General features: G+C 46.1%; 14 protein-coding genes. 4 read left to right on the top strand and 10 right to left on the bottom strand.

The genetic code is table 11. The features are described 5' to 3' along the window. Nucleotides 1-214: 214 nt before the first annotated feature. The 7 genes from AC787_RS20515 to AC787_RS20485 all read right to left on the bottom strand — a co-directional run bounded on the left by AC787_RS20515 (nucleotide 215) and on the right by AC787_RS20485 (nucleotide 6,247). A complete protein-coding gene (locus AC787_RS20515; protein WP_054026484.1) occupies nucleotides 215-1,063 on the bottom strand; it encodes a MetQ/NlpA family ABC transporter substrate-binding protein in 849 nt (282 codons plus the stop codon). A 54-nt stretch (nucleotides 1,064-1,117) separates the two neighbouring features. Beyond that, nucleotides 1,118-1,780: a methionine ABC transporter permease gene (locus AC787_RS20510; protein ID WP_054026483.1), complete on the bottom strand. Its 663-nt coding sequence runs from the start codon at nucleotides 1,778-1,780 to the stop codon at nucleotides 1,118-1,120. Further along, nucleotides 1,777-2,778: a methionine ABC transporter ATP-binding protein gene (locus AC787_RS20505; protein WP_054026482.1), complete on the bottom strand. Its 1,002-nt coding sequence runs from the start codon at nucleotides 2,776-2,778 to the stop codon at nucleotides 1,777-1,779. Before AC787_RS20505 ends, AC787_RS20510 begins: the two co-directional genes overlap by 4 nt. 313 nt (nucleotides 2,779-3,091) lie before the next feature. Next, nucleotides 3,092-3,580: a thioredoxin-dependent thiol peroxidase gene (gene bcp / locus AC787_RS20500; protein ID WP_054026481.1), complete on the bottom strand. Its 489-nt coding sequence runs from the start codon at nucleotides 3,578-3,580 to the stop codon at nucleotides 3,092-3,094. A gap of 53 nt (nucleotides 3,581-3,633) precedes the next feature. Then, nucleotides 3,634-4,425 carry an ABC transporter permease gene (locus AC787_RS20495; RefSeq protein WP_054026480.1) on the bottom strand — a complete coding sequence of 264 codons (792 nt, stop codon included), beginning with the start codon at nucleotides 4,423-4,425 and terminating at the stop codon, nucleotides 3,634-3,636. A gap of 5 nt (nucleotides 4,426-4,430) precedes the next feature. Then, entirely contained in the window at nucleotides 4,431-5,225 is a 795-nt protein-coding gene (locus AC787_RS20490; RefSeq protein WP_054026479.1) for an ABC transporter permease, read from the bottom strand. Continuing rightward, nucleotides 5,222-6,247 (bottom strand): ATP-binding cassette domain-containing protein, encoded by a 1,026-nt coding sequence (locus AC787_RS20485; RefSeq protein ID WP_054026478.1) that lies wholly within the window; start codon nucleotides 6,245-6,247, stop codon nucleotides 5,222-5,224. The genes AC787_RS20490 and AC787_RS20485 overlap by 4 nt, the downstream gene beginning before the upstream one ends. A 372-nt stretch (nucleotides 6,248-6,619) precedes the next feature. Between AC787_RS20485 and AC787_RS20480 the strand changes: the two genes are divergently transcribed. Together AC787_RS20480 and AC787_RS20475 are read left to right on the top strand one after the other, a co-directional pair. Continuing rightward, nucleotides 6,620-7,705, top strand: coding sequence for an LCP family protein (locus AC787_RS20480; RefSeq protein ID WP_414730956.1), 1,086 nt, complete (start codon nucleotides 6,620-6,622; stop codon nucleotides 7,703-7,705). 138 nt (nucleotides 7,706-7,843) lie between these two features. Further along, nucleotides 7,844-9,154: a glutamate-1-semialdehyde 2,1-aminomutase gene (locus AC787_RS20475; protein WP_054026477.1), complete on the top strand. Its 1,311-nt coding sequence runs from the start codon at nucleotides 7,844-7,846 to the stop codon at nucleotides 9,152-9,154. 85 nt (nucleotides 9,155-9,239) lie between these two features. On the opposite strand, the gene AC787_RS20470 is transcribed toward AC787_RS20475, so the two are convergent. Beyond that, entirely contained in the window at nucleotides 9,240-10,397 is a 1,158-nt protein-coding gene (locus tag AC787_RS20470) for a PQQ-dependent sugar dehydrogenase (RefSeq protein WP_235561025.1), read from the bottom strand. Nucleotides 10,398-10,590: 193 nt separating this feature from the next. On the opposite strand from AC787_RS20470, the gene AC787_RS20465 reads away from it, so the two are divergent. Together AC787_RS20465 and AC787_RS20460 are read left to right on the top strand one after the other, a co-directional pair. Further along, nucleotides 10,591-11,076 carry an RrF2 family transcriptional regulator gene (locus AC787_RS20465; protein ID WP_054026476.1) on the top strand — a complete coding sequence of 162 codons (486 nt, stop codon included), beginning with the start codon at nucleotides 10,591-10,593 and terminating at the stop codon, nucleotides 11,074-11,076. 60 nt (nucleotides 11,077-11,136) lie between these two features. Further along, nucleotides 11,137-12,051 (top strand): NAD(P)/FAD-dependent oxidoreductase, encoded by a 915-nt coding sequence (locus tag AC787_RS20460; RefSeq protein WP_054026475.1) that lies wholly within the window; start codon nucleotides 11,137-11,139, stop codon nucleotides 12,049-12,051. 132 nt (nucleotides 12,052-12,183) lie between these two features. Here the strand turns inward: AC787_RS20460 and AC787_RS20455 are convergent, their stop codons facing one another. After that, nucleotides 12,184-13,038 carry an inositol monophosphatase family protein gene (locus AC787_RS20455; protein ID WP_054026474.1) on the bottom strand — a complete coding sequence of 285 codons (855 nt, stop codon included), beginning with the start codon at nucleotides 13,036-13,038 and terminating at the stop codon, nucleotides 12,184-12,186. A 108-nt stretch (nucleotides 13,039-13,146) separates the two neighbouring features. Then, complete coding sequence (locus AC787_RS20450) at nucleotides 13,147-13,965, bottom strand: sulfite exporter TauE/SafE family protein (RefSeq protein WP_054026473.1); 819 nt, start codon at nucleotides 13,963-13,965, stop codon at nucleotides 13,147-13,149. Nucleotides 13,966-14,028: the final 63 nt, after the last annotated feature.

Raw genomic sequence — 14,028 nt, 5'->3', positions numbered from 1 at the left:
TATATGAGTTCTTTCTCTCGTAAATGACTAAGCTATTTATATTCTTAGGAAGCTCGATGAGCAATACACAGCCAATCACTGCTGCTTGGGTATCCGAGACAACGACGTAGGTTAAATCATGTGTCTCTTTAAAAAATGCAAACAAAAAAACAGCTGAGCAGCGATTACTCGCATGCTCAGCTGTTTTTGCAATGATGATTATAAAACGACCCGCTTAAAACGCAGCAACAATCGCGCCTTTATAGGTTTCCTCAATAAATTTCTTTACTTCAGGCGAACGAAGTGCCGCAACGAGCTTTTGTATAGCTTCGGAATCCTTATTGTCCGGACGTGCGACTAGGATGTTCACATATGGTGAGTCGTTTCCTTCAATGAAAAGCGCATCTTCCGTTGGAACAAGATCAGCTTCAAGCGCGTAATTCGTGTTGATCATAGCCAGATCAACTTCACCTAATACACGCGGAAGCGTCGCTGCTTCCACTTCTCTAATATCGAGCTTCTTCGGGTTATCGATAATGTCTGCAACGGTTCCGCTCACACCTACGCCATCCTTCAGCGTCAGCAGACCATTCGAAGCCATAAGGGCAAGCGCACGTCCACCATTCGAAGGATCATTCGGAATAACCACTTTCGCGCCTTCCTTCAGCTCCTCGATTGTTTTAATTTTTTTGGAATAAGCGCCAAAAGGCTCGATATGAACGCCAGCTACATTAACAAGATCATAACCTTTGTCTTTGTTAAACTGGTCTAAATATGGTGTATGCTGAAAAAAGTTAGCATCAATATTTTTTTCATGAAGCTGTGTATTCGGTTGGATATAGTCGTTGAACTCGATAATTTCGAGGTCTACGCCCTGCTCCTTCAGCATCGGCTTTACAAATTCAAGCAGCTTCGCATGCGGTACAGGAGAAGCTCCTACCTTCAGCTTAACCGCTCCTGGCGTTTCCGTTCCTTGATTGACATCTGATCCGGCCGAGTTTCCATCGGCATTTTTGTTTTGTCCGCAAGCTGCTAGTGCAAACATTAGCAGTAAAGTCACAATCATATAACTTGTCTTTTTCATGTTCATTCCTCCAAGGTTGTCATTTCATTCTAAGCTGCATGAGCTGCTGTTTACTTATTTTCTACTGTAACGACGTACTAAAGCATCCCCGATCGTTTGCAGCACCTGAACAAGCACGATGAGCAGTGCAACAGTTACTAGCATCACATCTGTTTGAAAACGCTGATAGCCATAGCGCAGCGCCAAGTCACCAAGTCCGCCCCCGCCGATCACACCCGACATCGCCGTATAGGAGACGAGCGTAACCGCTGTTATCGTAACCGCAGCAAGTAAGCTAGGACTGGATTCGCGAAGCAGGACGCGGCGAACGATGTCCCACTTTGATGCGCCCATGGCTTGCGCCGCTTCAATGACGCCGCGATCCACCTCACGCAGCGACGTTTCCACCAGCCTTGCGAAGAAAGGTGTTGCTGCTACAACGAGCGGTGGAATAGACCCTTCTACACCAAGCGTCGTTCCCGTTATGATCTTCGTAAGCGGCATAATCATAATCATTAATATAACGAACGGAACCGAGCGCAGCACGTTGACGATAAATGAAAGTACGCCATAGACGAGAGGCTGCTGCAGCAGTTGCCGTTTAGAAGTTAAAAACAGGACAACGCCCATTATTAATCCGAAAATAATTGTAAATACGAGCGAGGCCGACAACATATAGAGCGTATCCTTCGTAGCATCCCAGATTTCAGGAATACGAACGTTTTCGAAGCTCATCATATCGCATCCACCTCCAGCCCATCTTTACGCAAAACATCAATCACTTGATCAATCTCCGCATCGCTGCCGATCAATTCCACGATGAGCTGACCGTAAGGCGTGTGTTTCATACGCGATACGGTACCTTGCAAAATCGCAAATTGAACAGATGTCGGCTTCACGGCATTATACAAAATAGGCTCATAAGTCAGCTCGCCAATGTATGTCATACGCAGTAGTCGCCCAGTGCGGCCGCGCAGCAATTGCCCATTTGCAACACTGTCCGAAACTTGATCAACAAAGTCGCGGGTAACGGGATGCTCCGGCTTTAGAAACACATGCAGAACGTCACCCAACTCAACAATTTCACCATCATCAATGACGGCCACACGATCACATATCGAACGTATAACGTTCATTTCATGTGTAATAAGTAAAATAGTAATACCTAGCTTTTCATTAATATCGAGCAACAATGATAATATTGAATTCGTTGTCTGCGGATCCAATGCCGATGTCGCTTCATCGCAGAGCAATACATCCGGATTGTTCGCGAGCGCCCTCGCAATACCAACACGCTGCTTCTGACCGCCTGAAAGCTGAGAAGGATATTTATCCGCATGCCCTTCGAGTTGAACGAGCTTCAGCAGCTCATTCACGCGCTTATCCATCTCTGCCTTTGAAAGCTTAGCGAGAACAAGCGGAAATGCGATATTATCTCGAACCGTAGACATCGACAATAGGTTAAAATGCTGAAAAATCATTCCTATACGTCTGCGATGTGCTTGCAGCTGCCTCTCAGGCAAGCCAGTAAGCTCCACATCCCCAACATTTACCGTGCCCGATGTTGGTTTTTCCAGCAAATTGACGCAGCGGAGCAGCGTGCTCTTACCCGCTCCAGAATGACCGATGATGCCGAAGATTTCACCTTTTTCAACCGTCAAGCTAACGCCACGAACCGCTTCTACTGAAACCGCCCCTACTCGATACGATTTTCTGATGTTGTTTAGCCTGATCAACTACATAGCCCCCTATCTAACAAGCAAGTCAATATTATAAATGTGACAGCGTGCTGTCAATGTCAAATTTAACTAATTAACAGGATTTTATAATTTCACATCTCTATAAAAAAATGAGAAAGCTTCCTCTATTGTTTCCCTGCTCCATCTTTTTACTCTTTCACTTGCAGTGAAACAGCAGCAAAGGGATGTCCGCAAGCAGATAAATCTACTTGTGACATCCCCCTGCAAACTCCATCATTTTAAACGAACAAGCTGGTCCCAGGACGGAGCAGATATTACCTGCGCCGTCCTGTTTTCATTTACCGCATCGCTATTCATAAGAAGCAGCTGGCTGCAATTGCCTCACTGCATCAAGCACCTGCTCTGCATGTCCCTTCACCCTTACCTTGCGCCACTCCTGTACAAGCTTGCCCGCTGCATCGATCAGGAAAGTCGATCTGACGAGACCCATGTACTCCCTGCCGTAAAGCTTCTTTAATTGCCATACACCGTACAGCTCGCATACCTCATGCTCAACATCAGCTAACAACAGAAAAGGAAGTTCCTTCTTCTCAATAAAACGCTGATGCGACTTTACCGTATCGATGCTGATCCCCAAAATAACCGTGTTTCGTTTCAGCATTTCAGCGTTTGCATCTCGAAAATCACATGATTCCTGTATGCATGCTGTTGTCATATCCTTAGGATAAAAGTAGAGGACCACATTTTTTCCGCGATAATCGCTAAGCGAAACATTCTCTCCATTTGACGCCGGCAATACAAATTCCGGCGCTATATCTCCCATTTGAAGCTGTGTCATGAATAGTCCCCCATCATTTTTGCTGCACACGTACAATCTTAGAACCGAACAGCTTATGATCCAGCTCCTCGATATCGCTTTACGCCATGATTCCACAACAACAGTCCTAATGAGAACACGATAATTCCCATCACTGGAGTTAGGAGCGCAAGCTGTGAGAGATCATCCGCCTTTTTCTCAAGAAAATAAGAGGCTGGAATGACGCCTACGAAAGCAAACGGCAGCAGCCATGTTAGTACGAACCGAATCATTTTGTTATAAATGTTAACAGGATACCGTCCATAATTTTGAATGTTGTACATCAACGGCACGATTCCTGTTGGTGCGTCGGAATAAAAGGAAATAGCACTCAGCGCCGTGTAAAGACCCGCATAAATGAGTACCGCGCCTAATATTAGGAGCATAAGCACAACAATATCGAGAATCTGGAAAGGCAAATCGAGCTGCGTCCAACAGAGCGCCATAATTATAGCCCCGACGAAGGAACCAATCAAAGACGGCGGGTCTACATTTTCGAGGAGCACCTGATATAGACTATGTGCTGGGCGTGTAAGAACGCGGTCCATTTCGCCCTTCACAATATAACGCTCGCTGAAATTCCATATACTGAAGAAGGTGCTGAACACGCCATATGGAATCATGAAGAAACCATAAACGAATACGACCTCTGCCTCTGACCAGCCGCCGAGCGACGGCGTATGCTGGAACACGATCAAAATAAAGATGAGGTTCATTCCTTGGAACAATAAGTCGGAAAGCACCTCGATCCAAAAGTCTGCACGATAAGTAAGACGCGTTTTCGCGTAGTTTTTAATGTACTCCAAAAATAATGATGCATATCTCATGTTTATTATCCCCCTTGCACGAACAACCGCTTGCGAGCGGCGCGCCACGTTAACCAGATTGGCACCAGCAGCCCTACAAACCAAAGCACTTGAATGCCAAACACCTGCAATATTTCATCGCTAGGTGTCCGCCCTGTGAAGACGGAGCTTGGCAAATACGTAATGGCTTGGAACGGCAGCCACTGCATAATAGCCGACAACCATCCTGGGAAAAAAGCAATCGGCACAACTACGCCTGAGAACAAATCGACCATAACACGTTTCATTCGCATCATACCTTCGTTATTCTCAACGAAAAAAGCGAATAGGCCGGTCAAAATATTTATTTGCGAGTTGATTAGAAAGCTAAAGAACAGCATGACTAAATAAATGAGCCAGGTCGTCGGATCTGTTGGCAATTTAACTGGGAATAGGAAACAAACGATAATCATCCCCGGCACCATAAAGAGCAGCATTCGGAACAGTCCCTCGCCGAAGCCTTGCATCATTTTTACGACTAAATAGGAATATGGTCTAATAAGCTGAACAGCTACGCTCCCATCCCTTATTTCATTCGCAATCTCTCGGTCAAGGTTATTGAAGTAAAAGGCACGGGCCATCCATGATACCGCAACGTAGGTTGTCATTTGGGTAACAGTGAATCCAGCCAGCGTCTCCTTGTCTCCATAAATCGCCTGCCACAGAAAGTAATAAGCACCAATATTAATCGCATAAATAATGATACCGCTATAATAATTAACGCGGTAGGCAAGCATCATGATAAACCGTATTCGAATAAAATCGATATAAGCGCTCATCATGATTGAACCGTCTCCTTGGTCGTTGTCGCAGAGCCGGAGGAATAAATGCTTCGAACGATGTCATCGGTGTTTGTTTCGATAATTTTGATATCGCGGATTTCTACACCGCCAACAACACATGCCAATGCATCGGACACATTAACTGCATGCGGCAGCCACATTTTCGCGGACACTTCATTCTCCATCGTCCATGTTACATCGAGTGTGCTGGTCAACTGCTGCAGCTTGGTAAGCGGAGTATGTCCTGCAAATTGGAACTGTATTTCGCGGCCCTTGCTCCATCTGCTCTTCAGATCATCCAGTCCGCCATCATAAATAATGCGTCCATCATCAAGCATAATGACGCGAGAGCAAAGCGCCTCAATATCTTGCAGATCATGTGTCGTTAACAAAATTGTCGTACCCTGCTCTTTATTCATTTGCATCAAAAAATCACGAATTTCTGTCTTTACGACAATATCGAGACCAATTGTAGGCTCATCGAGAAAAAGAATGGATGGATTGTGCAGGAGCGAAGCAACAAGCTCGCATCGCATCCGCTGCCCTAGGCTCAGCTTGCGTACAGGACGATTCAATAAATCGCCAAGTTGAAGCCGCTCAACCAGCTCGTTAAGCCGTTTGCGGAAATCCGCCTCAGACACCCGGTATACTTTGCGCAGCAATTGGAACGATTCAATGACGCCAATATCCCACCACAGCTGGGATCGCTGTCCGAACACAACGCCAATCCCGTTAACGAACTTCTCTCGATCCTTAAACGGAACGTATCCGTTCACTTTGAGCTCACCTGAGGTAGGCACCAAAATACCGGTAAGCATTTTTATTGTTGTCGATTTCCCGGCTCCATTCTCGCCAATATACCCGCAAATTTCTCCCTGCGGGATTTGAAATGTAATATCTTTAACCGCCGTTACCTCGTTGTACTCGCGTTTAAACAAGTCCTTGAGGGCGCCGGATAAGCCTTCACGGTTTTTTTGCACACTAAATTGCTTGCGTAAATCCTTTACATCGATTGCTAGCATCTGGTTGTTATTGCCCCTTCCACTTCGACATTTCCTAGGAAATACCGATCTTTATTTACTTAAAACGATAAAACTTGCTTCTGCATGTCGTTCAGCTTTATAATTTTATGATATGTAATCATACATTAGTTCACGCTTAGCGTAAACGACTGTCTTTGCCTTGTGCAGCGAAGCTTTTGTTGGCTGATGAAATATAAGCGGTGATTAAGGCTCATACTTATGCGTTCTTATATTTCTAACGTATGCTGCTCTGCTAACTTTTTTTTGGAAGCGGATCATTCGCTATGCCATCTTTGCTCATGCTTACATTGAAATCTACCCTCATTGGATCAAAACGATTCCGCAACAGCTGAAAGGAGCACGTCTAACGAAATGCCTAAAGAGACGAATAAAGAGACGACTGAAGAATCGAAAAATGAGACTGCTAAAATGGCGAAGAAAAAAAGATGGAAGCGGATTTATATCAGCCTCTCTGTCGTTCTTGGTGTAGTAGCAGCGTTTGTCATTTATTGGAGCGTAGGGGTATATAGTGCGCTTGATAAATTCAGTGATCCAGAGCCAACAAAGACGCCCACAGAAGATGCTGAAGCAACGCCTGTACCAATTCCCGAATGGGAAGGCAAAGAGCGCGTTAATATATTGCTGCTCGGCGGTGACGCTCGTGGGGTAGACGAGGGGCAAGTAGCTCGTTCGGACTCCATATTGGTTGCTTCCTTCGATCCCGTAACCAAGAAAGCACATCTATTCTCCGTTCTTCGCGACACATACGTCAACATTGAAGGACATGGAAGAGGCCGTATTAATACAGCACTTACTTTAGGAGAATATCCACTTGCTATGAAAACTGTTGGAGATCTGCTTGGTCTCGACATTCAATATTATGTCTATACCGACTTTGAAGGTTTTAAGAGCCTGATTGATGCGATGGGCGGCATTTACTTCGATGTCGAAAAAGATATGCATTACACCGATAATGCTGACCGCAATCGTTACGATATCGATCTCAAAAAAGGCTACCAGCTGCTTGATGGCGATAAAGCCCTTCAATACGTTCGTTTCCGCCACGATGCGATGAGTGATTTCACGCGAACCGAGCGTCAAAGAAATTTCTTGCAGGCGGTGTCCAAAGAGCTTCAATCGACTTGGAACATTATCCAAATGAAAAAGATTCTTGAGAGCGTACAGCCTTACGTGAAAACGAACATCAGTGTGCCGGATATGCTGAAGCTCGGTCAGCTTGGCGTAAAAAGCCATGTGGCCAGCACAACGCAAATACCGCCGATGGATCTCATTGCGGAGGACCGGGTTGGCGGCGCGTCAGTTATTGGAATTAGCGATGAAGACGATCTGCGCTCCTTCGTACAAATGACACTGGAGCAAGACAACACCGTACCAGAACCTACTGAATCGCCAAGCAGTACAACAAGTAGTAACGAGAGCAGCAATAAACAACAGTAAACGACACGTACACGCAACGGCGCTTCAAGTTGCGTGTATTTTGTTTCTATGTGCGCGACAGCTGCGGATAATACGACACTCGATCTCAACTTGTGCAAGTTTACTTACAACTATGAATCCAATTGGAGGCTCCATTCCATGACAACTCAACGACCTAATTCCGAAAAACTATATGAAGAAGCGCTGCAGCATATTGTCGGCGGCGTCAACAGCCCGTCCCGTTCTTACAAAGCGGTAGGCGGCGGTGCACCTGTGTTCATGAAACGCGGCGAAGGCGCTTATTTCTGGGATGTCGATGATAACCGTTATATCGACTATTTAGCAGCTTATGGCCCAATTATTACTGGACATGCTCACCCCCATATTACAGAAGCGATCGTTCGTGCAGCTCAGAATGGTACGCTATACGGCACACCTACGGAGCTTGAAATTAAGCTTGCTCGCATGCTGAAAGAAGCGATTCCATCACTCGACAAGGTACGGTTCGTCAATTCCGGTACAGAAGCAGTCATGACTACCATTCGTGTCGCTCGTGCCTATACAAAGAAATCGAAAATCATTAAATTCGCTGGCTGCTATCACGGCCATTCAGATCTCGTGCTCGTCGCAGCTGGCTCTGGTCCATCTACGCTTGGCATTCCAGACAGCGCAGGCGTTCCTGCAAGTATCGCAAGCGAGGTCATTACCGTACCATTTAACGACTTGCCTGCATTGAAAGCTGCTTTAGATCGTTGGGGTCACGAGACTGCCGCTGTCATGGTAGAGCCTATTGTCGGCAACTTCGGTATGGTTATGCCTCATGATGGCTTCCTTGAAGGGCTTTGCAAGCTCACTCGTGATGCTGGTGCGCTTGTTATATACGATGAGGTCATCAGCGCATTCCGCTTCCATTACGGCGCGGCACAGACCTATGTTGCGTTCCCAGATCATCAAGCCATCGAACCGGATTTAACCGCATTAGGCAAAATCATCGGCGGGGGCCTTCCGATCGGTGCTTACGGCGGACGCCGCGAAATTATGGAGCAAGTCGCACCACTCGGCCCTGCTTATCAGGCTGGTACGATGGCCGGCAATCCTGCCTCCATTTCAGCTGGCATTGCGTGCTTGGAGCTGCTGCAAGAGCCTGGCATTTACGATACAATGAATGCACTGGCTACGAAGCTTGCAACGGGCCTACACGCCGCTGCCCAGCAGCATGGCATCCCGCTCACAATCAACCAAATTCGCGGTTCCTTCTCCGCTCATTTCTGCGATCATCCGATTACGAATTATGATGAAGCGCAGGATACTGACGGCGAGCTGTTCGGCAGATTTTTCAAGCTCATGCTGGATCAAGGCATTAATCTTGCACCATCCAAATATGAAGCTTGGTTCTTCACGACAGCCCATACCGAAGCCGACATTGATGAAACGATTAAAGCCATTAACTATGCTTTCGCTAACTTGTAATAGATAAGCTATACTGCGTTTATACTTAAAATGAAGATACCCCAGAGGCTGTATAACCTCTGGGGTATCTTCGTTTACTGCATAATTATTTTATCTGCTTTAATACCAGCAATCGATCATCAGATGGTGACGGCATACCGCGACCATCGGTATTGTTGGTAATTACATAAATAAGCCCATCCTTTATTTTCACATCGCGGAGTCTTCCTTCACCTTCGAATATAATAGACATGTTTTTGGACGCAGGATCATATCGATAAAGCACCTCGCCTACTAAAGTAGCAATCCACAATCGATTATTCTCATCAATTGTTGCTCCAGAGGGCGCAATTGCCTCTTTACCAGTATGATAAATAGGCGTTATCATCCCCTTTTGCGCAGCGTCACCAAAAATCGTTGGCCAGCCGTAATTCCCACCCGCTACAATTTTATTAATCTCATCATGTCCTCCAGGGTCACCCGAAGGACCATGCTCCGTATTAAATAGGATGCCTTCACTATTCCAAACAAGTCCTTGAGGATTACGATGTCCATAAGTATATACATAGGAGCCGGGAAACGGATTATCTTCAGGTACATTTCCATCTAACGTCATTCGCAAGATTTTGCCCGCAAGGCTGTTACGATCCTGTGCCAGCTCCGGCTGCTGCGCATCTCCCGTCGTTACATAAAGCAGCTTGTCAGGTCCAATGGCCATCCGTCCGCCATCGTGGTTCGCCGCTCCAGGAATGCCTTCGAGCAGCGCCCGCACCTCATCCCATTGCCCGGCATTGTGCTTAATAAGCACTACTCTGTTCATGACACGACCATTTTCTTCGTAAGTATGATAAGCGTACGCCTCTCTAGACTTAGCAAAATCCGGCGCAAGCAGGAAACCCAAAAATCCACCTTCTCCGCGGTCATGTACACTTTTGAGCAAATGAACGGCTTGACGTGTCGTTGAATCACCATCGACCTTCACTACATTGCCTTCGCGCTCGCTAATATAAACAATATCCTCGTCAAAAGCAATGACCCATGGCACTCGAAGCTCCTTAGCCAGCACGGTGAATGAACCGTCTTGGTCATCTGGTTCTAACGGCTCTGTGGTTTCATCAATCGCCATCGTTTTCTCAGGCCTATCGGTCGTTTCATTTACTTTTGTATTTGTTGATGATGTTTCATTCGACTCACAAGCAATCAGCATGCCCAAACATAATGTAGTCATCATCATCGCAGCTATTCGTTTTTTTACTGTCATCATTGTTCACTCCTTCTGGCTCATCTCCAGTACTTCCTTGCCACTGAATAATGAATTCGACTAAAGGACGTGTAAATCCTTGCTCATATAAGTATACAGACATTATACATCACTTGAATTATGGATTGTAATTGTCTATAATGGACATTATAGATCCATAATGATTTTCAACTTATGTTAAAGGAGGGTCTTCCCTATGCAATTTTCAAAAAGTAGCGGTTATGCACTGCATGCATTAATTCACCTAGCCTATGCGGAGCGCGGTCAAAACATAGGAATTAAAGACTTATCTTCTTCTCTCGGAGTCTCCGAGAGCTACTTGTCCAAGATTATGTCGAAACTGCGGCAGGATGGAATCGTACGCGCTGTAACAGGAGCAAGCGGCGGTTATGAGCTTGCCAGAGCTGCCGATCAAATTACCTTCCTAGATGTCATTCAGGTTGTAGAAGGCCGTCAACCTCTGTATGAATGCTTTAATATTGACGAGCAGCATCATCATTTATTTTTTGAAGCGGAAGATTTAGAGCCTGAAACTTCGAACCCTCTAAACAATAAGGGATGTTTGGTAAAAAAGGTGATGGACGGTGCTGAACGTCATATGTATCAATACCTGCAACGCCATACGATCCAGTGGGTGATAGACTCTGCTTCCTTTAACCCTTTAATACAAACGATTAAATAAACATGAAGCAATAATATTTCTTCACAAGGATAGCATTATGAATTTGGGAGGATGATTAAGATGGAGCAGCTTATTGATGTAGTGATTATTGGCGGCGGACCAGCAGGATTGAATGCAGCTCTTGTGCTGGGAAGGGCAAGAAAAAGCGTTGTTGTTATTGACGAAGGGCGTCCACGCAACCGAATTACTCGTGAGACCCACGGTTTTCTAACCAGAGACGGCATTAGTCCAGGCGAATTTCGGCGAATTGCAAAGGAGCAGATTAATGCATATCCTTCTGTTCATTTTGTGGAGGATGCTGCGGTAACGATCATTGGAACCGATGGGAATTTTCAAATTACGACTGCTCAAGGAACGATGTATCGGAGTAAAAAGCTTCTTTTTGCAGCGGGAATGAAGGACCTCCCTCTTGCTATTAATGGACTGGATGAAGTATATGGCAAAAGCGCCTTTGTCTGCCCTTATTGTGATGGTTGGGAATTAAGAGACCAACCGCTCGTCTTGATTGTCAAAGGCGATAGAGCGCTGCACTTCACCAAAACGATATCTGGATGGACAAACCAAATTATAATCTGCACCGATGGACCTGATGAATGGACCGATGAGCAACGCGAAGAGCTTAAGAAGCACAACGTTCCTACCTTTGACTCACCGATTCTGCGTATCGAATCTAGCGACGGTATAGTGAAGCAAATTGTGCTGGAGGACGGAACAATCGTTCCATGCACAGGAATTTTCTTTGCACCGAAGCTTGCTGCCGGCTCAGATTTGCCGAAAGCTTTAGGCTGCCAGGTTAATGAAGCAGGAACTGTTGTCGTCGATCGTTTTGGTAAAACAAACGTCCCAGGTATCTATAGCGCTGGTGATGCAGCAACAGAGCTGTATCAGGCGATTACTGCTGCTTCTATGGGATCAATGGCAGCTGTAGGCATAAACAGCGAGCTGCTTGCAGAGGCTTGGAATAATAAGGCTTAATACGATACTCACTTGCCGATTATAAGTCTAATTGCAACGTGATTCCACACATATAAGTTCATAAAAAAGCAGCCTCGGCAATGAAGCCAGGCTGCTTTTTCTTGGAGATTGTGTATACGCTGTTCATTCCGTTTATTCGCTTGCTTTCGCTTCCGCAAGCGCTGAGATAAGCTCCTCTTGAATGAATCCGTTTGATGCTACCACATTGCGCACGCCCAAGTCGTAGGCCTTGCCTACTGTACTCGTCACGACACCGCCCGATTCCTGCACGAGCAGCGAACCGGCAGCCAAATCCCAGCTATGAAGTCCAATCTCCCAAAATCCGCTCAAGCGTCCTGCCGCTACATAAGCCATATGCATGGCAGCAGAGCCGGCAATACGCAGGTTGCGAACCTGCGGGGCAACCGCTTGAATGCCTTTCAAATTCAAAGGCAGCGCATAGTGATGATCGGCAGGCAGCCCTGTTGCAACTAGACTTCCTCGCAGCGTATCCTCCTTGGATACCTGCATCCGTTTACCATGGACGTAAGCTCCCTTGCCTTTCTCGGCGACAAACAGTTCATCCTTCATCGGGTCATAGACAACGCCGACGATAACCTCACCGTTATGCGCTAGGGCAATGGACACGCAAAAAAATGGAAACCCGTGTACAAAGTTCGTCGTACCATCGATAGGGTCAACGATCCATAAATATTCAGCGTCACGGATGTTCTCCAGCGCGCGAGTTGAAGCTTCCGGTCCAGGCTCCACGCCTTCCTCTCCCAAAAACGAGTGATGAGGAAAATGAGTCATGACTAAATTTTTTATTAAACGCTCGGAACCTTTATCGATTTCCGTAACAAGATCATGCGAGGAATACTTTATATCAAGGCTTGCGAAATTGCCAAGCTTCGTCTTAATCCATTCTCCTGCTTTCGACGCACAATTAATTGCGACTGCAGTAAAGCTTTTACCGCCAACGACGGAAGTATTGTTCTGATCATTCACGATCCATCACTCTTCCCTCTATGTAAATTCACGAACATTTCTATCCATGTTAAGGTCTACTACGTATGATGCTTCAACCAAGTTTCGCATATGATTACTCCAACCATATCAAAATGAACGCAAGCCTTCAATGATTAATTGACAAGCAAGCAGAAGAAGCGTTACTCTAAGCAGCCAGAGCAAGCCCTTTCCACTCATTTTCACAGCAATTGCCGCTCCCAGCTTTCCACCGATCCAAGCTCCAGGCACTAATGCAAGCACGAGCATCCAATCTGTCTCACCTAGATAAATGTGCATGCCGCTCCCTAGTATAGATGATAAGAAAATAACGAACATTGATGTTGCCGTCGCCATATGAGGCGGAAAGCGAAATAACAGAACCATAAGGGGAACAAACAGCGAACCGCCTCCGATTCCGAATAAGCCAGACATGAGACCCACTCCAAATCCGATAGCCAGAGCAGGAACAATACCATAGCTGTACGTATGCACCTCGCCTGATGCGTCAGTCATCGTCCTTACGATTGGCCATTGCTTCGAAAACGGTTTCATGTAGTCACGAGCAATTAACAGCGATGCCATTAACAGCATGAAAACGCCAAAAACGAGCTGAAACACGCCCGCAGGAAGCTTTCCCGTAAGCGCGGAGCCAATTATTGCAGCTGGCCCGCTTGTCATAAAAAATATCCAACCACTGCGGAAATCAACGATTTTACGTTTGGCATAGCTTAGCGTTGATGCAAGAGCCGTAACGACTAGTACCGTTAACGATATACCAACTGCTGTTGCATGTCCAATTGCGTCGCCCGTTAGCGTTGGTCCGATTAGCATTAGGACAGGAACAATAATAATCCCGCCGCCAAGCCCTACGATGCTGCCGAACATAGCGGCTACAACGCCAAGCAATACAAGAAGTATCCACTCCATGATGAAATCACCTTTTCAGTCAGATAATGATGCGGCTAAAAGGAAGCAGCTGGTATATAATAA

It is taken from the genome of Bacillus sp. FJAT-28004, from assembly GCF_001280845.1.
In the GTDB taxonomy this organism is placed as follows: Bacteria; Bacillota; Bacilli; order Paenibacillales; family Paenibacillaceae; genus Pristimantibacillus.
This window is presented reverse-complemented; position numbering and strand designations above follow the sequence as displayed.

Bases quoted from the DNA above. Each gene is read 5' to 3' on its own strand.
- AC787_RS20510 (WP_054026483.1), bottom strand. From the start codon at position 1,780: ATGATGAGCTTCGAAAACGTTCGTATTCCTGAAATCTGGGATGCTACG.
- AC787_RS20495 (WP_054026480.1), bottom strand. From the start codon at position 4,425: ATGAGATATGCATCATTATTTTTGGAGTACATTAAAAACTACGCGAAA.
- AC787_RS20470 (WP_235561025.1), bottom strand. From the start codon at position 10,397: ATGATGACAGTAAAAAAACGAATAGCTGCGATGATGATGACTACATTA.
- AC787_RS20490 (WP_054026479.1), bottom strand. From the start codon at position 5,225: ATGATGAGCGCTTATATCGATTTTATTCGAATACGGTTTATCATGATG.
- AC787_RS20475 (WP_054026477.1), top strand. From the start codon at position 7,844: ATGACAACTCAACGACCTAATTCCGAAAAACTATATGAAGAAGCGCTG.
- bcp (WP_054026481.1), bottom strand. From the start codon at position 3,580: ATGACACAGCTTCAAATGGGAGATATAGCGCCGGAATTTGTATTGCCG.
- AC787_RS20485 (WP_054026478.1), bottom strand. From the start codon at position 6,247: ATGCTAGCAATCGATGTAAAGGATTTACGCAAGCAATTTAGTGTGCAA.
- AC787_RS20465 (WP_054026476.1), top strand. From the start codon at position 10,591: ATGCAATTTTCAAAAAGTAGCGGTTATGCACTGCATGCATTAATTCAC.
- AC787_RS20460 (WP_054026475.1), top strand. From the start codon at position 11,137: ATGGAGCAGCTTATTGATGTAGTGATTATTGGCGGCGGACCAGCAGGA.
- AC787_RS20450 (WP_054026473.1), bottom strand. From the start codon at position 13,965: ATGGAGTGGATACTTCTTGTATTGCTTGGCGTTGTAGCCGCTATGTTC.
- AC787_RS20480 (WP_414730956.1), top strand. From the start codon at position 6,620: ATGCCTAAAGAGACGAATAAAGAGACGACTGAAGAATCGAAAAATGAG.
- AC787_RS20515 (WP_054026484.1), bottom strand. From the start codon at position 1,063: ATGAAAAAGACAAGTTATATGATTGTGACTTTACTGCTAATGTTTGCA.